This is a genomic window from Micromonospora sagamiensis, from assembly GCF_014680085.1.
GTDB lineage: Bacteria > Actinomycetota > Actinomycetes > Mycobacteriales > Micromonosporaceae > Micromonospora > Micromonospora inyonensis.
Window position 1 is genome coordinate 2,290,353 of record NZ_AP023438.1, and the last position, 16,796, is coordinate 2,307,148.

The following is a 16,796-nucleotide window of genomic DNA, read 5'->3' on the forward strand; positions in this document are numbered from 1 at the left end:
ACCCTGTCAGCGGTACCTGACAGCCGGAGTCACCTTTTCCCGATGATCGTCAGTCGTTGAGGAACGTCGAGATCCGGTCCCGGAGGTCGGCCCGGTCGGTCCAGAGGACGCCGGGACGGTCGTACACGTGCAGGGTCGCCCCGGGCAACGCGCCGGCCAGCGCCTCCGCGACCTCGACCGGGTGCCGGTCGTCCCCGGTGCAGCCGATCACCAGCGTCGGGGCGGTGACCGCCCCGAGTGTCGCGACGTCCCGCAGCGGGGCCTGCTCCAGCAGCCCGGCCAGCTCGGCCGCGAGGCCGTCACGGAGCAGGTGGTCCAGCCGCTGCCGCAGGTACGCCCACCCGGCCGGGGTGTTGCGGACGGCCGGGGGCAGTTCGACCGCGACGACGTCCGCCACGGCCGAGGCCTCCCCGCTCTCGACGGCCGCCAGCAGCTCGGCCAGCCACGGACGGGCCCGCGTGTCCCGGGGCCGGTCCAGCACCGCCGGCAGGCAGAAGACCAGCCGCTCGAAGCGTTCCGGGCTCTCCACCAGCAGCCGGCAGAGCGCCCCCGCCCCGAGGCTGACCCCGAACGCCCGGGTCGCCCCGCTCAGGTCGGCGACGGCCCGCAGGTCACGGGCCAGGTCGAGGTAGCTCCACGGACCGGGCGGCGTGTCGGAACGGCCGTGGCCCCGGAACTGGAAGAAGACCCGGCGGCCGGCGACCGCGCTGCCGAAGGGCCGGGTGGTGGCGATGCCGTTGGCGAGGCCGTGGGCGAAGACCGTGGTCGGCTCGCCCGCCCCGGTCACCAGCCGCTCCAGCCGGACGCCGTGCGGAGTGGTGACCAGTTCCGTCTCCGGCTCCGGCAGGGCCGGTCGGCCGGTACGCGGGCCACCCGGGCCCGGCCCCCACGTCCGCGGCCCGCCGTCGGGCGGCGGTGGCCAGCGGAAATCCCTCACCAGAAGCCCTTGCCGTCGGAGAGGTCACGCAACCCGGTCCGGACGTCGAGCAGGTAGATGAGCCCGGCGGCGATGCCGACCAGTCCGAAGAGGGTGAGCGGGCCGAAGCCGAGCAGGGTGAGCGCCAGGCAGACGGCCAGGATGGCGATCCACCCGCCCTTGGGCAGGGTGCCGATCGCGGCGAACGCGTCGGCGCGCTGGGTGATCGCGTGCACCAGCGCGACGCCCTGCAGGATCAGCGCGAACACGAGCAGGATCAGCTCGATCACGTAGCGGACGTCGAGGAAGAAGATCGGCGCGGCGTTGGCCATGTGGGCAAGCTTATGCCCGCGACCCCGGAATCGTCCGACAGGACGGCCGGGGTCGCGGGTGGAGTGACTGTCCGGTTACCGCCGGGTGCCGTACGCAGCGGGGTGCCGGGGTGGGGCCGCCGGATCAGTCGACGGCCGGGCGGCTCCGCTTCGTCACCTTCGGCAGCTTCGCCGACGGGGTGTCGCTGGTGCTGCCCGCCCTGGTGGTCCGGGTCCGCTTGGCGGCGGCCGGCTTGGCCTCGACCACCTCGGCCACGTCGGCCGGCGTGACGGTCACCTCGGACGTCTCGACGGCGGTCACCTCGGTGACCGGGGCGGTGGCCGCTCCGAGCGCCGCGGCGGGGGCCGCCTCGGCAACGGTGGTGGTGCTGGCCTCGGTGGTCTCGATGTCGGCGTTCACGGTCTCGGCGGCCTCCAGCACACCGGCACCGACGACCCGCTCACCTCGGGCGACCAGTGCGCCGTACGCGGCCAGCGCCCGCTCCTGGGCGGCCTGGGCGCCAGCCAGGACGACAGCGGCGTTCCGGCCGGCGATCTCGCGCAGCTTGTCCAGGTCGAGATCGCCCGGGACCGCCTTCTCGCGGAGGCCGGTGGCGGTGAGGTTGGCGGTCTTCAGCGTCTCGGTGGCCTTCTGCCGCAGCTCGAAGCCGGTCACCACGGCCTTGCCACCGAGGTCGTTGACCACCCGGCCGCGGAGGTCGTCGACCACGGACGGGAGCTTGCGGAGCTGCTCGAGCGCCAGGTCGCCGGCACCGGCGGCGGCGTAGATCGGAGCAGGGATGCGACTGGTCTTCGGCTGGCTCATGACGGGTTCTCCTCCTCGACCGCCGGGGCGGTCGCCTTCTTCGTGGTCTTCCGGGGGGTGGTGTGTACGCGGGTCCGTCGGGCCGGGCGGTCGCCCGGGGCGGGGGCGGGCCCGGCCTCGGTGACGGCGACCGACTCCAGCACCGCCTCGGTCGGAGTGCCGCTGTCGGTGGTCGGGCCGGTGGCCGCCAGGTTGACCGTGGCCGCCGCGTCGGGGGCCACGCCGGCGCTGGTGGCGACGGGAGCGTTCTGCTCGGCGACGGTGGTCGGGGCAGGAGCGCTCTGCTCGGCTGCGGTGGTCGCGGCGGGAGCGTTCTGCTCGGCGGCGCTGGTCGCCTCGGCGAGCCGGACGTTCTCCCGGCGGAACGTCTCGTAGATCTGGGTGAGCGACTGCTTCTGCGCCATCGTCAGATCCGGGTCGACGGCGATCGCGGCGAGCACCCCCTGCCCCTCGCGGTCGTCGAGCAGCCCGGCCCGCAGGTACATCGCCGGGGTGGAGACCCGCAGCGCGCTGGCGAGTTGCTGGAGCACCTCGGCGCTGGGCTTACGCAGACCGCGCTCGATCTGGCTGAGGTACGGGTTGCTCACCCCGGCCTGCTCGGCGAGCTGCCGGAGCGAGATCTTCGCGTTGCGTCGCAGGTCACGGATGAATCCGCCGACGTCGCGGGGAAGGTCCTTCGGGGTGGCCATGCCCCGACGCTAACCCCTTGCGCTAGCTCCTGCAAGCAGAACGCTAACCAGAGTTAGCGACGTCTCAGATCGTCCCGCGGGGGCGGACGGGCCGCTCGCCCGCGACCGGCGCGGGCCGGTCCGGTAACGTCCCCCGGTGGCCATGATCGAAGTGAACGGCACCCGACTCGGGTACGACGACACCGGCAAGGGCTCCCCGGTCCTCCTGTTGCACGCGGGGATCGCGGATCGACGGATGTGGCGGGAGCAGGTGCCCGCCCTCGCCACCCGACATCGGGTGATCGCCCTCGACCTGCGCGGATACGGCGAGTCCGAGCTGCCCCCCACCCCCTTCGCCCACCACACGGACGTGGTCGGCGTCCTCGACGCGCTGGGGGTCGAACGGGCCGCCCTGGTCGGCTGCTCGTTCGGCGGGGCGGTGGCGATCGACACCGCGCTGACCCACCCGGACCGGGTGTCCGCGCTGGCGCTCCTCGGCACCGCGGTGACCGGGCACGAGTGGTCCGACGACACGAACGACCTGTGGGACTCCCTGGTCGGCGAGATCGAGCCGGACGACGACGCGGCCGGGGCCGCCGCCGAGGTGCGGTTCTGGGTGGTCGGCCCACACCGGCGGCCGGAGGACGTCGATCCCGCCCTGCTGCGCTTCGCGCACGAGATGGACGAGCGGGCGCTCGCCACCGAACGCGCGCTCAGCGCGGTCGACGTGGCCGTACCCGAGCCACCGGCCATCGGACGTCTGCACGAACTGCGCATGCCGGTGCTGGCCACGGCCGGTGCGGCCGACCTGCCGGACATCGGCCGCCTCGCCGACCTGATCGCCGCGACCGCGCCGGACGCGACGCGCCTGGCCGACGTACCGGACGCCGCCCACCTGCTCCCGCTGGAACGGCCCGCCCCCGTCAACGCCGCCCTGCTCGACTTCCTCGCGGAAGCCGGGAGGTAGGGCCGGCTACCAGGCCGGACGGACCACGCCGACCGGCACGCCGCCGCCGAGCAGCGGGAGTTGGGCGTACTCGTGCAGGATCGGGGCGTCCTGACCGAGCCGGCGCAGGGCGGAGACGAGCACGGGCATCCGGGCGCGGGCCGCCCCATCGTCGATCTTGACGGCGACCGCGCCCACGCCGGGCAGGCCGGCGGCGATGATCCCCTCCGCGCCGATCTTGGCGAGGGTGCCCGGCAGGCCGCGCATCAGTCGGCTGTCCTCCGCCCCGGTACCGCCCACGATCTCGGGGTGGGCGCGCATCGCGTCGGCGACGCCGCGCTCCGGCGTGCCCGGCTCCGCCTGCACCAGCCGCAGGTACGCCCGGGCCAGCCCGGTCAGGGACACCGCCAGCACCGGGGCACCGCAGCCGTCCACCCCGACCGCCGCGACCGGCTCTCCGGTGAACTCCTCGACGGTGGCCCGGATCCGCTGTTGCAGCGGGTGCTCCGGGAGCGGGTACCCCTCGGTGGGCCAGCCGGCCGCGAGACAGGTGAGCAGCATCCCGGTGTGCTTGCCGGAGCAGTTCATCCCGATCCGGTCGGGGCCACCGCCGGCCCGCAGCACCGCGTTCCGGGCGGCCTCGTCCAGGGGCAGGTCGGGCGGACAGGCCAACGCCGACCCGTCCAGCCCGGCGGAGGCGAGCAGCGCGGCCACCCGGGCGAGGTGGAAATCCTCCCCGGCGTGGCTGGCCGACACCAGGGCCAGGTCCGCCGAGGCGGTCAGCCGCAGCCCGGCCCGGAGCATGCCGACGGTCTGCATCGGTTTGCTCGCCGACCGGGGGAAAACCGGAGCGGTGACGTCACCGGCGGCGGCGAGGACCGCGCCGGACGCGTCCAGCACCACCACCGAGCCCCGGTGGAGGCCCTCCACGAACCCGGACCGGACCACCTCGGCGAGCAGCGCGCCACCTGCGTACGTCCTCACGGGGTGGAACGGTACCGGTGTCCCGATCTCCGTCCGTCCGCCCCCCACCTGCGACTACACGCCGAGGAGCTGCCGGGCCCCGGTCGGGGTGAGCGGCGGGCGCTGGGCGAGCTGGGCGGCGGCGACCGCACGGGCGACGAGTTGCATGTTGGACTCGACCGGCTGCCCCTTGGCGTAGGTCACCGTGTCCTCCATGCCGACCCGCAGGTGACCGCCGGTGGCCAGCGAGGCCAGCATCACCGGGATGGTGCTGCGCCCGATGCCGGTGGCCGAGAAGGTGGTGCCCTCCGGCAGGTCCCGCACCGCCTGGCGGCACGCCACCAGCGCCTCGGCGGTGCCCGGCATACCGCCCGGCACGCCCATCACGAAGTCGACGTGCACGTGGCCGCCGGCCGGCAGGCCGTACTTGCCGAGCAGGCGCTGGAGGGCGGTCAGGTGGCCGAGGTCGAAGATCTCGTACTCGGGGACGACGCCGCGCTCCTGCATGCGGGTGTGCAGGTCGACGATGAACTCCCAGCGGTTGAGGAAGACGTCGTCGCCGAAGTTGACCGTGCCCATGGTGCAGGAGGCCATGTCCGGTCGGGCGTCTAGCACGGCCAGCCGGGCGGCCTCCGGGTCGGTCACCGCGCCACCGGTGGAGAGCTGCACGATCAGGTCGGTGTTCTCCCGCAGCGCGGCGACGGTGTCCCGCAGCCGCCCCGGGTCGAGGGTGGGCTTCGCCTCGTCGTCGCGGATGTGGACGTGGATCACGGCCGCGCCGAGCGCCTCGCACTCCTTGGCGGTCAGCAGCAACTCGTCGAGGGTCACCGGCAGCGCCGGCACCTCCGCCTTGGCCGACTCGGCACCGGTCGGGGCAACCGTGATCAACGTCCCTGTCGTCATGCCGGCGATCCTAGACCGCTGGTCGGGCCGGGTCGATGGTGTGCCACTCGGGAACAGCTGGTACGGACGTCGGTCCGTTTGCGTGCGGTGGTCGCACGTCCTGCGTGAGGTGGTTGCAGGGGACCCCTGCTACACAAAATGCGGTAACAGGGGACCCCTGCTACCACCAGACGCAGACCGGGTCGACAACTGCGACTACGGCGTGGGGTCGATGGCGGCGGCCGCCTCGCCCACCAGGAGGGCGGCGTCGTCGGGCACGTTCCGCTTGACCACGGCGAGCGCGACCTGCCCCAGCTCGAAGTGCTGCACAGCGGTGCCGAGGAAGCCGACCGCCCGTCCGTCGGACTGGGTCACCGGCGTACCGGCGGGAGGCAACTGGTCGCTGGTCACCCCGTCCAGGTGCAGCAGGACGAGACGACGCGGCGGGCGCCCCAGGTTGTGCACCCGGGCCACCGTCTCCTGGCCCCGGTAGCAGCCCTTCGCCAGGTGCACGGCCGGGCCGATCAGGTCCACCTCGGCGGGGATCGTCCGGTGGTCGGTGTCCACGCCGACCCGGGCCCGCCGGGCGGCCACCCGCAACGCCTCGTACGCCCACAGGCCGGCCACCGGCACCCCGGCGGCCCGCAGCGTGGCGACCACCTCGTCCATGGTGTCCCGGCCGACGAGCAGGTCCACGCCGAGCGGCCCGCGCCGCGCCCAGCCACCGGCGGGCAGCGGACGGACGTCGTACCGGACGGTGGGTCGGGGTGGCACGGAGCCGGTGGGGAACTTCGGGCCCGGCACCGCGAGGGCGTCCGGTTCGGCGAGCCCGGTCACGCCGAGCGCGCCGAGCGCCTCGGCGGCGTCCGGGCCGACCAGGGAGAGCAGGGCCCGCTCGACGGTCGCGTCGCGCGGCTCGACCTTGCTGAAGAACCGCATCCGCTCCAGGTACGTGAGCAGGCCGGCGGTGGCCCCCGGCTCGGTGTCCAGCCAGGTGGTCCCGCCGTCCTCGGCGACCATCGCGTGCTGCTCGACGTGGCCGTGCGGGGAGAGCACGAGCAGTTCGGTGCCCTCGCCCGCGGTCAGGTCGGCCAGGTGCTGGGTGGTGAGGGTGTGCAGCCAGCCGGCACGTTCCTCGCCGGGCACCGCCACCACGCCCCGGTGTGAACGGTCGACCAGGCCGACCCCGGTGGCGAGGGTGCGCTGCTCCCGCAGCGGGTCGCCGTAGTGGGCGGCGACACCGTGGACCCCGGCCGCCCGGTGGGCGGGATCGGGCTGGTCCCGGGTCTCGGTGTCGATGGCCTCGACCGGTACGGCCCCCGCGATCTCGATCATGTCTGCTCCCCGTTTCCGTGCTCGGCGTTCCCGCATTCCCCGCAGACGCCGAAGAGCGCCACGTGCCCGATGTCGGCCTGGAAGCCGCGCTCGGCGGCCAGCCGGTCGGCGACCGGGCGCAGCAGCTCCGGCTCCACCTCGTCGATCCTGCCGCACTCCCGGCAGACCAGGTGGGCGTGCTGGTGCTCGCCGGCGGCGTGGAAGGTCGGCGAGCCGTGGGAGAGATGGGTGTGCTTGACCAGCCCCAGCTTCTCCAACAGCTCCAGCGTGCGGTAGATCGTGGTGATGTTGACCCCGGCGGCCACCTCGCGGACGGCGTGGTGCACCTGCTCGGGTGTGGCGTGCCCCAGGTCCAGCACCGCCTGGAGGACCAACTGCCGCTGCGGGGTCAACCGCAGCCCGCGGGAGCGCAGCAGCTCGGCGAGGGAGGCTTCGGGCACCGTCCGATCATAGTTCGGCCTCCGCGTGGGTCCGGCCCACGGCGACGGTACGCCGCTACGCTCGGAATTCGTGACCGAACTCAGCGGGACGACACAGCTGACGCACCAGGCGGGACCGCCCCGGGTGGCGGTGCTGGGCCGGGGACTCGTGCCGGCTGGCGAGCCGGCGCTGCGGGGCGACGACCTCGGGGTGCTGCACGGTGACGGGCTGTTCGAGACCATGCACCTGTGGGACGGGCGGCCGTGGCTGGTCGGCGAACACCTGGCCCGGCTGACCCGGGCGGCGAGCCTGCTCGGCCTCCGGCTACCGCCGGCCACCGCGCTGCTCGACCTGCTGGCGGCGGTGGCCGTGGACTGGCCGACCGGGGTCGAGGGGGCGCTCCGGCTGGTCTGCACCCGGGGGCCGGAGGGCGGCGGCCCACCGACGGTCTACGCCACGCTGGGCGAGGTGCCGCAGCCGGCCCGGCGCGCCCGTCACCTCGGGATCGCGGTGGCGACGCTGCCGCTGGGCGTGACCGCCGACGGCCGCGCCGGCCTGGACTGGTTGCCGGCCGGGTTCAAGTCCACCTCGTACGCGCTGAGCAGCGCCGCCCGCCGGTGGGCGGTCGCGCACGGGGTGGACGACGTGCTCTGGGTCTCCACCGACGGGTACGCCCTGGAGGGGCCGACCGCCAACCTGGTCTGGCTGGAGGGCGACACCCTCTGCACGGTGCCTCCCACCCGGACCGGGATCCTGCCCGGCGTCACCGCCGCCTGGCTGCTGGCGCACGCGCACGAGCTGGGGTTCACGTCGGCGGAGCGGATGATCAGCCCCGGTGACCTGCGGGAGGCCGACGCCGCCTGGCTCACCTCGTCGGTACGGGGAGTCGCCGAGATCCGCACCCTGGACGGCATTCCTGGGCACCGCGCCTTCCCGTCCCCGCACACCCGACGGCTCCAGCAGCTCCTCCCCCATCCCTGACCCCCGCGCCGCCGACGGTTCGTCGACCGTCCGGCCCCGGCGAGGAGTCAGCCCGCGACGCGGGTCAGGCGGGCGGACAGGTGGGGCGAGAGGGAGTGGCCGACGGCCGCCATCTCCTGGGCGTACAACAGGGCACCCTCGACGATGCCGAACAGGCGGTGGCCGGCGGTCACCTCCTTGGCGGTGGCGGTGCGCACCACGGCGTCGGTGACGAACTCCAGCTGGGTGCCCCGGCGCTTGCCGATGTGCAGCTCCATGACCCCGGTCGGCACGGTCATCAGAGCCTCCAGCTCGTCGGTCACCCGGTCACCGTCGAGCACCGGACGCCACCAGCCCACCTCCCGACCGGCCGGACGCACCGGCTGGCTCTGCTCGTCGAGGATCCAGGCGCGGGACTCGTAGAACAGGAACGGCCGCCCGTCGTGGCTGATCCGGATCTCCTGGGCGAAGTCGAAGTCCTCGATGCTGGGGAAACCGCCCCGTCCCCGTCCCCGCCACACCCCGACGTACGGCAGCAGGCCGTCCAGCGTGGGGTGCAGCTTCGGCCCGACCCGCAGGTCGTGGCTCTCCTCGTACGGGTACGGGTCGACCGGCGGCGCGTTCAGCCACGGCGGCGGGGCCAGGGGGTTGTCGCTGTCGCTCACCAATGACCTCTCGAAATACGTACGGCAACGTAGACCAGGCCACCGGCGAGCGCGCCGAGGCCCGCGACCAGCAGGCTGACGAACCCGATCTCGGTGACCATGGCGGTCATCCTATGCTGGCCCCCATGGCACGTTCTCTCGTCGTCAAGGTGACCGCGGGCGCGGACGCCCCGGAGCGGTGTGCGCAGGCGTTCACGGTCGCCGCCACCGCGGTGGCGGCCGGGGTGGAGGTCTCGCTCTGGTTGACCGGCGAGTCGACCTGGTTCGCCCTTCCCGGCCGGGCGCAGGAGTTCGAGCTGCCCCACTCCGCCCCGCTGGCCGAGCTGCTGCACGTGATCCTCGCCTCGGGGCAGGTCACCGCCTGCACCCAGTGCGCCGCCCGTCGGGACATCGGCCCCGGCGACGTGCTGCCGGGGGTACGGATCGCCGGGGCGGCGGTCTTCGTCGAGGAGGCGATGGCCGAGGGCGCCCAGGCGCTGGTCTACTAGCCCGCCCGCCGGCCACCCCCGCCCGCCCGAACGGGTGGGCGCGCACGCGCCGGGCAGCACCGACGGATGAGCGGGCCGCCGATCCTGCCCTGACCTGCCCGGACCGCACCTACCATCCGGGTGTGGGTGAGGCGACCAGACAGTTCTTCGCGTCCCTGCCGGCGCGCGCCCCGGCCGTCATCCGCGGACCGATCAGCGGGACGCTCCAGATCAACCTGACCGCCGGGGGCTGCACCGAGCACTGGTACGTGGTGATCCGCGACCAGGAACTCCGGGTCAGCCGGGAACGGCGGCCGGCGGACGCGGTCATGGACAGCAGTGCCGATCTGTTCGACCGGCTGGTCACCGGCACCGCGCAGGGCTTCGCCGCGATGCTGCGCAACGAGACCACGCTGAGCGGGAACGTACTGCTGTTCCTGGTCTTCCGAACCTTCTTCCCCTCGCCGCCGGGCACCCGCGACCCCCGTGCGGTCGCCCAGGAGGCCCACACGCCCCCGCCGATCCGGCCGCAGAGCGGACGGCCGGGATGAAACGCCTGGTCAGCATCCTCGACGGCAACACGTTCCTGGTGTGCGACGAGCGGGGCGACATCGAGCCCTCGACCGACTTCCCGACCGGCCTGTTCTCCTTCGACACCCGGTTCCTCTCCACCTGGCTGTTGACCCTCGACGGCCAGCGGCTGAACACGCTCTACGTGGACGAGGAGAACTCGTACCAGACGCGCTACTTCCTCATCCCCGACCGACCCGCCCACTTCATGGACCCCAAGGTGTCGGTGATCCGGAGCAGGGCCATCGGGGGCGGCCTGGACGAGGAACTGGCCGTGCTCAACCACACCGGCCAGGAGGTGGAGTTCACCGTCCGGATCGAGATGGCGGCGGACTTCGCGGACCTGTTCGAGATCAAGGAGGACCGGCGGCAGAAGGGTCGCTCGGCGGCCAGCGCCGAGGACCACCAACTGCGGCTGACGTATCGGAGGGAACGGTTCCACCGCGAGACGGTGGTCGCGACCAGCGCGCCCGCCCAGATCGACGGGCAGGGTATGACCTTCACCGTCCGGGTGGCGGCGCACTCCGAGTGGAGCACGCGACTGCACGTGGTGACCACCGTCTTCGGCGCGCGGAGCGAGGACATCCGGGCGAGCCTGCCACTCGGCGGCAGCCGCAGCTCCCGGCAGATCGAGGAGGAACGCCGCCAACTCATCGACCGGGCTCCGAGGCTGGGCTGCGACTTCACCCCGCTGGAGCGGGCGTACCAGCGCAGCATCGAGGACCTCACCGCACTGCGTTACGAGTCGATCACGCTCGACATGCGCCTACTGGCCGCCGGCCTGCCCTGGTTCATGACCCTCTTCGGGCGGGACAGCATGCTGACCGGTCTCCAGGTGCTGCCGTTCATGCCGGACCTGGTGCCGGCGTCCATGATCGTCCTCTCCGGCCTCCAGGGGACCCGACTCGACGACTTCCGCGACGAGGAGCCGGGGAAGATCCTGCACGAGTTGCGGTACGGCGAGACCGCCGGCTTCGAGGAACAGCCGCACTCCCCCTACTACGGCGCCGCCGACTCGACGCCGCTGTTCGTCATCCTCGTCGACGAGTACGAACGCTGGACCGGCGACACCACGCTCGTCCGCGCTCTGGAGTTCCCGATCCGCCTCGCGCTGGACTGGATCGACACCTACGGCGACCTGCTCGGCACCGGCTACCTCTGGTACGAGACCCGCAACCCCAGCACCGGTCTGGAGAACCAGTGCTGGAAGGACTCCTGGGACTCCATCTCGTACGCCGACGGACGGCTGCCCGGATTCCCCCGCGCCACCTGTGAACTCCAGGGCTACGCCTACGACGCGAAGATGCGCGCTGCCCGGCTGGCCCGGACGGTCTACGACGACCCGGCCTGGGCCGACCGGCTGGAACGGGAGGCAGCCGAGTTGAAAGCCCGGTTCAACCGGGACTTCTGGATCGCCGACGGGGAGTACTACGCGCTCGCCCTGGACGCGGAGGGCAAGCACGTCGACGCGCTCGCCTCGAACATGGGGCACCTGCTCTGGAGCGGCATCGTCGACGAGTCGCGGGCGGCGGCGGTGGCCGCACACCTGCTCGGCCCCCGGCTCTTCTCCGGTTGGGGGGTGCGCACCCTCGCCACCGATCAGGGGCGGTACAACCCGATCGGGTACCACGCCGGAACGGTCTGGCCGTTCGACAACTCGATCATCGCCTGGGGGCTGTGGCGGTACGGCTTCCGGCAGGAGGCCGGGCGGATCTGCAAGGCGATGGCGGAGGCGTCCCGCTACTTCAACGGCCGGCTACCCGAAGCGTTCGCCGGCTACGACCGCGACCTGACCGACTACCCGGTCGAGTACCCGACGGCGTGCAGCCCGCAGGCCTGGTCGGCGGGGGCACCGCTGCTGATGCTCCGGGTGCTGCTCGGACTGGAGCCGACGGGCGAGCACCTGATCATCGATCCGGCCGTGCCGGCCGGGATGGGCCGGATCGAGCTACTCGACATCCCCGGCCGCTGGGGGCACGTCGACGCGCTGGGCCGCAGCCGCACCGACTGACGCGCACGGTCCGGCCGGGGGTATCCCGGCTCAGCGGCAGGGGGTCGAGGCGGTGACCGCGAGCGGGTCGGCGGCCAGGTGGACCTGCACGGTGACCGGACCGACGCGGTAGGCGTACAGATCAGGGGTGTCGACCAGGGGAGCACCGGCGGCCAGCGGGGCGAGCACGGCCGCCGCCGAGGTCGGGGCCCCCGGGCCGGCGGTGGCCCGCGCGGTGCGGGCGCTGCCGCCGCCGGGGCAGGGTGCCGCGACCAGGTCCGGCCCTCCGGCGGACGGGCGGCCCAGCACCCGCAGGGCTACGGCGACCGCGTCGGCCTCGGCGTCCGCGCCGGTCACCGGCGTCGGCTCGTACCCGGAACCGAGCGGGCGGCACCCGCTGTCGGCGGTGAGCCGCACAGTGCCCTCCTCGGTCTCCTGGCCCTGCACGGCGACGAACTCCCCCGCGTCGGCGCGCAACCGGGAGCCCTCCCGGGTGAGCAGCACGGCGGCGCGGTAGCGGTCCGGCAGGGCCCCGGCGAGCCGGTCCAGCAGGGCGCGCGGCTCCTCGCCGGGGACCCGGACGTCGACCAGGCGTTCCAGGGTGCCGCCGTCGGCGAACGGCGTGACCCGGCAACCCCGCTCGACCACCGGCTTCGCCAGCTCGACGAGCGCGTCCGGACCGGCGGCGGCGACCAGGTCACCGATCGCCCGGTCCACCACCGGACCGGCCTCGGCCAGGGTGCGCTGCTCGCGGACCGTCGGCCCGTCATCGCGTACGGAGAGCCAGGTCAGCGCCGCCAGCAGCAGCGCCCAGAGCAGGGTGGCGACGATCAGCCAGCGGGGCCACCCCCGCGCGGGCGGGCTGGGCGGACCACTGGGTGGGGCGTACCCCGTCTGGACAGGACCGGTCACGCGGCCATGGTGTCACGTCGCCCCGACCAGGCCACGCGGGCGTGACCCGGAGGGTTGTCCGTGGGTTGGACAGATGTGGGGCGCGGCCGGCACCACCGCGCCCCACCACCCGCTCTCGGCCGGCAGCTCACCCCGCCCGGCGACGGGACCTGCCCTCGGTCCCGGACCGCGAGTTCCCGGGCCCTGACCTCGGTCCGGGACGGCGAGTTTCCGGGCCCTGACCTCGGTCCGGGCGGTGAGTTCCGGGCCCGGCGACATGCCCCTGCGGACGCTGTAGAGCTGCCCGCACAGACGGGGCACCCACCCGTCCGGCACCTCACCGGCGCGATCCGGTACTCCTCGGCCCCATCCGGCACCCACCAGGACCCCGCCCAGCACCCCCGGGGAACCGCGATGCACGGAGAACCGTCGACTGCGCGGGCATCAGCCGACTGCACGGCGGGCGCACAGACGGGGCAGCTCGAAAGGACCCCGATCGGACACCACCGCCCTGCGATGCCCAGCTCGCACTTCGTCGGTCGGCAAGGAGCCGACCGGAGCAGCGGACCTCGGCCGACCTCGGCCGACCTCGACCGGACAACGCGAGTCGGGCCAGCGCAGCGGCGCGGGTCACGGGTGCCCCGTCAACGGGTCGTGTCCCAGTAGACCTCCACGTCGTAGAGCAGTCGCACGGGTTCGCCGTTCGTGACGCCGACGAAGACAGGTTCACCGGCCGGGGTGCGGCCCCGTCGCCAGACCTCCTCCCGCGCGGCGTCGCGGGACTCCCGATGGATCTTGCCGGCCAGGTGCAGTTCCATGACCCGGCGGGCGGTGGTGCGGTCGCTCTCCAACTGGATCCGCATCAGAGGCATGACTCTCCCCCTCCACATCGGAGCACCGTACGCCGTTAAGGTAACTTACCAACGTTAAGTTTGTCGGGGCCCGGTCCGACAGCTCCGCCCCGGCTCCGGCCATACGATTTCCACCCGCACACCTGTCTGGAGTCCTGGCGTGACCGACACCGAGTTCGACCAGCCGCACGGCGACCCTTCGGGGGAACGCCGCCGCGCGGACCCCGGCTCGGTGTGGCTGCGCGAGGAACCCGCCCGGTCCCGCCCGACCCCGCTGAGCCGCGAGCGCATCGTCGACGCGGCGGTGACCCTGCTCGACCGGCACGGCATCGACGGCCTGACCATGCGTCGGCTCGCCAATCTGCTCGACGTCACCTCGACCGCGCTCTACTGGCACGTGAAGACCAAGGAGGACGTGCTCGACCTGGCCTTCGACCACGTGTTCGGCGACGTGCCGCTCCCGGAGGCCACCGGCGACTGGCGCGGCGACGCCCGCAGCCTGATCCGTGACTGGCGCGCGACGATGCTCCGTCACCCGTGGGCTCCGGGCCTGATCGGCCGACCGATGCTCGGTCCGAACGTCCTCACCCGCACCGAGTACCTGCAATCGGCGCTGGCCCGTGGCGGCCTCGCCGACCCCGAACTGACCGTGGCCACCCGCACGCTGGCCAACTACGTGATCGGCGCGGCGCTCACCGAGGCCACCTGGCGTCGGAGCGCGGACCCCCAGGCCCAGACGCAAGCCCGGCGGCGCATCACCGCGAACCCTGCCGACTACCCGACGCTCAACTCCTCCGGCCACCTCGACACCGACCGGTGGAGCGACGACGACCTCTTCGAACGCGGCCTCGACCTCATCCTGGCGAGCACACCGCGACAGAACGGCGCGTGACCGCCACCAGGGTCAGGGCTTACGCATCCACGTCGCCGGATCGGTGACGAAGATCCCCTTGCCCTGATGGCGATGGATCACCCCCAGCGCCTCAAGGCGCACGTTCACCAGGGTCATCGTGGACGCGCTGACACCGTAGACACGGCACTGCTCGCTGATTGAGGGCAGCTTGTCGCCGGGCTTGTACCTTCCCGACCTGACGTCGGCGACTATTTCGTCAGAGATCCGGATGTAGTCCGGGGTCGCAGGCATGGCACTCCTCGCATGGCACTGCGATTTGATCACGCAACGACACTCCGCCGCAACTGCTCGTTGACTACTACAAGTTCTTCAACTATGTTGACGTTGAGTGCTCCTCGCATGGCAACGGGTAGCGCTCACTCCCCCCGTCGGGGCGGGCCGCGCACGGCAGGACGGTCCGCCCCGACCCCCCACACACCGCCTCCGTACAAGGGGTCCTTCGGGAAAGGGTGGTCCGCCCATGCGCAATCCGTTCCGACGCTTCCGCCGCGACGCCCCGGCCGACCCGGCACCGGTTCGCCACCGCGTTCCGGACCAGCGATCCACCATCGGCCGGTCCTCCGTCCCGGGCCAGGCCCGACCGGTCGGGATGGGAAACGCGGGCCGGCACCACCGCTCGGCGGCGTACCGGCCGCTCTGTGCGGGACGGGTGCGGGACCGTCAGTTTCCGCTGGTCCGGCGAGGTCTCGACCCGGGCGAGGTGACCGCCTTCCTGCACCGGGTGGCCGACGACCTCGCCGCGCTGCACGCGGAACTGGACCAGATCCGCAACGAGAACGCCCGCATCAAGCAGTCGCTGCGGGACTGGCAGTCACGCTTCGCGCCCCGGGTGCACCGGTGAGCGATGACGACCGGCGGTTCGTCGTACACGGCGGCCACCCGGACCCGCCCGGGGCCGCACATGCCGGAAGGGGCCTCCGGGCACAGTGGAGACCCCTTCCGGCAGCTGAAAGGACGCGGGTCAGGCGACCGTCACGGCGACCTCGTTGATGCCCCGGGCGGCGGCGACGGGGGTGTCGCCGTTGCCGTGCCGGGAGAGGGCACGCAGCGTCCACGTGCCCGGCGCGGCGAAGAACCGGAACTGGCCGGCGGTCGAGGTGACCACCTCGGCGGTGAACTCACCGGTCGAGTCGAGCAGCCGGACGTACGCGCCCGGCACGAGCTCGCCCGCCTCGGACCGTACGACGCCGGTGATGACGGTTTCCTTCTCCAGGTCCAGGCTCGCGGGCAGCGGAGCCGCCTGGTCCGGTGCGGCGCAACCGGCAGCGGTGGGTGCGGTCATGGCTCAGGCCTCCCCGGGCTCGTCGCCGAGCGCGACCGGCACGCCGACCAGCGAGCCGTACTCGGTCCAGGATCCGTCGTAGTTCTTCACGTTGCGGTGGCCGAGCAGTTCCTGGAGCACGAACCAGGTGTGCGAGGACCGCTCGCCGATCCTGCAGTAGGCGATGGTCTCCTTGCCGTCGTCCAGCCCGGCGGCGGCGTAGATCCTGCGCAGCTCGTCGTCGGACTTGAAGGTGCCGTCCTCGTTGGCCGCCTTCGACCACGGGACGCTGATCGCGGTGGGCACGTGCCCGGCCCGCTGCGCCTGCTCCTGCGGCAGGTGGGCGGGGGCGAGCAGCCGGCCGGCGTACTCGTCGGGGCTGCGCACGTCGACCAGGTTCTTGGTGCCGATCGCGGGCTCGATCTCGTCGCGGAAGGCGCGGATGGAGTTGTCCGGCTCCTGGGCGACGTACCGGGTCTTCGGCCGCTCCACCTTGTCGGTGACCAGCGGACGGGCGTCCAGCTCCCACTTCTTGCGGCCACCGTCGAGCAGCTTGACGTCGCCGTGGCCGTAGAGCTTGAAGTACCAGTACGCGTACGCGGCGAACCAGTTGTTGTTGCCGCCGTACAGGATGACGGTGTCGTCGTTGGCGATGCCCCGCTCGGAGAGCAGCGCCTCGAACTGGCTCTTGTTGACGAAGTCCCGGCGGACCGGGTCCTGGAGGTCGGTCCTCCAGTCGAGCTTGATCGCCCCGGCGATGTGGCCGGTGTCGTACGCCGAGGTGTCCTCGTCTACCTCGACGAAGACGACGCCCGGGGCGTCGATGTTCTTCTCGGCCCATTCGGCCGAGACGAGTGCGGTGTCGCGACTCATCGGATCACTCCCTGGTGAGGGTTGCGGGTGAGTCGACGCGCGGGGGAAGGTCGGTGTCTGTCGCACCGCGCGCGGGACCCAGGATGGA

At 73.0% G+C, this 16,796-nt stretch carries 22 protein-coding genes; 7 read left to right on the forward strand and 15 right to left on the reverse strand.

The genetic code is table 11. The features are described from left to right. Positions 1-49 precede the first annotated feature (49 nt). The 4 genes from IGA62_RS09695 to IGA62_RS09710 form a co-directional block, all read right to left on the reverse strand. On the reverse strand, positions 50-937 hold the full coding sequence (locus IGA62_RS09695) for an alpha/beta fold hydrolase (RefSeq protein ID WP_145815338.1): 888 nt from the start codon (positions 935-937) through the stop codon (positions 50-52). Beyond that, positions 934-1,248, reverse strand: a complete 315-nt coding sequence (locus tag IGA62_RS09700; protein WP_145815337.1) for a DUF2516 family protein — start codon at positions 1,246-1,248, stop codon at positions 934-936. Before IGA62_RS09700 ends, IGA62_RS09695 begins: the two co-directional genes overlap by 4 nt. Before the next feature lie 124 nt (positions 1,249-1,372). Next, a complete protein-coding gene (locus IGA62_RS09705) occupies positions 1,373-2,053 on the reverse strand; it encodes a hypothetical protein (protein WP_145815336.1) in 681 nt (226 codons plus the stop codon). After that, positions 2,050-2,742 carry a helix-turn-helix domain-containing protein gene (locus IGA62_RS09710; protein ID WP_145815335.1) on the reverse strand — a complete coding sequence of 231 codons (693 nt, stop codon included), beginning with the start codon at positions 2,740-2,742 and terminating at the stop codon, positions 2,050-2,052. The genes IGA62_RS09705 and IGA62_RS09710 overlap by 4 nt, the downstream gene beginning before the upstream one ends. Positions 2,743-2,884: 142 nt before the next feature. Between IGA62_RS09710 and IGA62_RS09715 the strand changes: the two genes are divergently transcribed. Then, the gene (locus IGA62_RS09715) at positions 2,885-3,688 is read left to right on the forward strand and encodes an alpha/beta fold hydrolase (protein WP_145821693.1); all 804 of its coding nucleotides are present in this window, start codon (positions 2,885-2,887) and stop codon (positions 3,686-3,688) included. Positions 3,689-3,694: 6 nt separating this feature from the next. Here IGA62_RS09715 and IGA62_RS09720 read toward each other — a convergent pair whose 3' ends face one another. From IGA62_RS09720 to IGA62_RS09735, 4 genes are all read right to left on the reverse strand, one after another. Then, positions 3,695-4,651, reverse strand: coding sequence for an asparaginase (locus tag IGA62_RS09720; protein WP_186499703.1), 957 nt, complete (start codon positions 4,649-4,651; stop codon positions 3,695-3,697). Positions 4,652-4,705: 54 nt separating this feature from the next. Further along, positions 4,706-5,533, reverse strand: a complete 828-nt coding sequence (locus IGA62_RS09725) for a BKACE family enzyme (protein WP_190289272.1) — start codon at positions 5,531-5,533, stop codon at positions 4,706-4,708. Between the two features lie 195 nt (positions 5,534-5,728). After that, positions 5,729-6,847: a CAF17-like 4Fe-4S cluster assembly/insertion protein YgfZ gene (gene ygfZ, locus IGA62_RS09730; RefSeq protein WP_145815333.1), complete on the reverse strand. Its 1,119-nt coding sequence runs from the start codon at positions 6,845-6,847 to the stop codon at positions 5,729-5,731. Beyond that, positions 6,844-7,287, reverse strand: a complete 444-nt coding sequence (locus IGA62_RS09735; protein WP_145815332.1) for a Fur family transcriptional regulator — start codon at positions 7,285-7,287, stop codon at positions 6,844-6,846. Before IGA62_RS09735 ends, ygfZ begins: the two co-directional genes overlap by 4 nt. A 70-nt stretch (positions 7,288-7,357) precedes the next feature. Between IGA62_RS09735 and IGA62_RS09740 the strand changes: the two genes are divergently transcribed. Further along, positions 7,358-8,248 (forward strand): aminotransferase class IV, encoded by an 891-nt coding sequence (locus tag IGA62_RS09740; RefSeq protein WP_232624937.1) that lies wholly within the window; start codon positions 7,358-7,360, stop codon positions 8,246-8,248. 47 nt (positions 8,249-8,295) lie between these two features. On the opposite strand, the gene IGA62_RS09745 is transcribed toward IGA62_RS09740, so the two are convergent. Beyond that, complete coding sequence (locus IGA62_RS09745; RefSeq protein WP_377464337.1) at positions 8,296-8,895, reverse strand: FABP family protein; 600 nt, start codon at positions 8,893-8,895, stop codon at positions 8,296-8,298. After that, positions 8,889-8,993 carry a small membrane protein MtfM gene (mtfM, locus tag IGA62_RS30550; protein ID WP_269148487.1) on the reverse strand — a complete coding sequence of 35 codons (105 nt, stop codon included), beginning with the start codon at positions 8,991-8,993 and terminating at the stop codon, positions 8,889-8,891. The genes IGA62_RS09745 and mtfM overlap by 7 nt, the downstream gene beginning before the upstream one ends. A 12-nt stretch (positions 8,994-9,005) precedes the next feature. Between mtfM and IGA62_RS09750 the strand changes: the two genes are divergently transcribed. From IGA62_RS09750 to IGA62_RS09760, 3 genes are all read left to right on the forward strand, one after another. Continuing rightward, positions 9,006-9,380, forward strand: coding sequence for a DsrE family protein (locus IGA62_RS09750; protein WP_145815331.1), 375 nt, complete (start codon positions 9,006-9,008; stop codon positions 9,378-9,380). Between the two features lie 122 nt (positions 9,381-9,502). After that, positions 9,503-9,910 carry an SCP2 sterol-binding domain-containing protein gene (locus IGA62_RS09755; RefSeq protein ID WP_145815330.1) on the forward strand — a complete coding sequence of 136 codons (408 nt, stop codon included), beginning with the start codon at positions 9,503-9,505 and terminating at the stop codon, positions 9,908-9,910. Continuing rightward, positions 9,907-11,940: an amylo-alpha-1,6-glucosidase gene (locus IGA62_RS09760; RefSeq protein WP_145815329.1), complete on the forward strand. Its 2,034-nt coding sequence runs from the start codon at positions 9,907-9,909 to the stop codon at positions 11,938-11,940. Before IGA62_RS09755 ends, IGA62_RS09760 begins: the two co-directional genes overlap by 4 nt. A 30-nt stretch (positions 11,941-11,970) precedes the next feature. On the opposite strand, the gene IGA62_RS09765 is transcribed toward IGA62_RS09760, so the two are convergent. Both IGA62_RS09765 and IGA62_RS09770 read right to left on the reverse strand, forming a co-directional pair. Beyond that, entirely contained in the window at positions 11,971-12,831 is an 861-nt protein-coding gene (locus tag IGA62_RS09765; protein ID WP_190289273.1) for a hypothetical protein, read from the reverse strand. Between the two features lie 623 nt (positions 12,832-13,454). Then, positions 13,455-13,682, reverse strand: a complete 228-nt coding sequence (locus IGA62_RS09770) for a hypothetical protein (protein WP_145815328.1) — start codon at positions 13,680-13,682, stop codon at positions 13,455-13,457. 139 nt (positions 13,683-13,821) lie between these two features. Between IGA62_RS09770 and IGA62_RS09775 the strand changes: the two genes are divergently transcribed. Next, complete coding sequence (locus tag IGA62_RS09775) at positions 13,822-14,553, forward strand: TetR/AcrR family transcriptional regulator (protein ID WP_232624938.1); 732 nt, start codon at positions 13,822-13,824, stop codon at positions 14,551-14,553. Between the two features lie 12 nt (positions 14,554-14,565). On the opposite strand, the gene IGA62_RS09780 is transcribed toward IGA62_RS09775, so the two are convergent. Beyond that, positions 14,566-14,805, reverse strand: a complete 240-nt coding sequence (locus tag IGA62_RS09780) for a winged helix-turn-helix domain-containing protein (protein ID WP_145815327.1) — start codon at positions 14,803-14,805, stop codon at positions 14,566-14,568. 229 nt (positions 14,806-15,034) lie between these two features. Here IGA62_RS09780 and IGA62_RS09785 point away from each other — a divergent pair, with 229 nt between their 5' ends. Then, on the forward strand, positions 15,035-15,415 hold the full coding sequence (locus IGA62_RS09785) for a DivIVA domain-containing protein (RefSeq protein WP_145815326.1): 381 nt from the start codon (positions 15,035-15,037) through the stop codon (positions 15,413-15,415). Positions 15,416-15,535: 120 nt separating this feature from the next. Here the strand turns inward: IGA62_RS09785 and IGA62_RS09790 are convergent, their stop codons facing one another. Both IGA62_RS09790 and IGA62_RS09795 read right to left on the reverse strand, forming a co-directional pair. After that, complete coding sequence (locus IGA62_RS09790) at positions 15,536-15,856, reverse strand: DUF1416 domain-containing protein (protein ID WP_145815325.1); 321 nt, start codon at positions 15,854-15,856, stop codon at positions 15,536-15,538. 3 nt (positions 15,857-15,859) lie between these two features. Continuing rightward, complete coding sequence (locus IGA62_RS09795; RefSeq protein ID WP_145815324.1) at positions 15,860-16,708, reverse strand: sulfurtransferase; 849 nt, start codon at positions 16,706-16,708, stop codon at positions 15,860-15,862. Positions 16,709-16,796: the final 88 nt, after the last annotated feature.

Coding starts and splice junctions, on each gene's coding strand:
- IGA62_RS09795 (WP_145815324.1), bottom strand. CDS start 16,708: ATGAGTCGCGACACCGCACTCGTCTCGGCCGAATGGGCCGAGAAGAAC.
- IGA62_RS09790 (WP_145815325.1), bottom strand. CDS start 15,856: ATGACCGCACCCACCGCTGCCGGTTGCGCCGCACCGGACCAGGCGGCT.
- IGA62_RS09710 (WP_145815335.1), bottom strand. CDS start 2,742: ATGGCCACCCCGAAGGACCTTCCCCGCGACGTCGGCGGATTCATCCGT.
- IGA62_RS09780 (WP_145815327.1), bottom strand. CDS start 14,805: ATGCCTGCGACCCCGGACTACATCCGGATCTCTGACGAAATAGTCGCC.
- ygfZ (WP_145815333.1), bottom strand. CDS start 6,847: ATGATCGAGATCGCGGGGGCCGTACCGGTCGAGGCCATCGACACCGAG.
- IGA62_RS09715 (WP_145821693.1), top strand. CDS start 2,885: ATGATCGAAGTGAACGGCACCCGACTCGGGTACGACGACACCGGCAAG.
- IGA62_RS09725 (WP_190289272.1), bottom strand. CDS start 5,533: ATGACGACAGGGACGTTGATCACGGTTGCCCCGACCGGTGCCGAGTCG.
- IGA62_RS09785 (WP_145815326.1), top strand. CDS start 15,035: ATGCGCAATCCGTTCCGACGCTTCCGCCGCGACGCCCCGGCCGACCCG.
- IGA62_RS09750 (WP_145815331.1), top strand. CDS start 9,006: ATGCTGGCCCCCATGGCACGTTCTCTCGTCGTCAAGGTGACCGCGGGC.
- IGA62_RS09705 (WP_145815336.1), bottom strand. CDS start 2,053: ATGAGCCAGCCGAAGACCAGTCGCATCCCTGCTCCGATCTACGCCGCC.
- IGA62_RS09700 (WP_145815337.1), bottom strand. CDS start 1,248: ATGGCCAACGCCGCGCCGATCTTCTTCCTCGACGTCCGCTACGTGATC.
- mtfM (WP_269148487.1), bottom strand. CDS start 8,993: ATGGTCACCGAGATCGGGTTCGTCAGCCTGCTGGTCGCGGGCCTCGGC.
- IGA62_RS09760 (WP_145815329.1), top strand. CDS start 9,907: ATGAAACGCCTGGTCAGCATCCTCGACGGCAACACGTTCCTGGTGTGC.
- IGA62_RS09770 (WP_145815328.1), bottom strand. CDS start 13,682: ATGCCTCTGATGCGGATCCAGTTGGAGAGCGACCGCACCACCGCCCGC.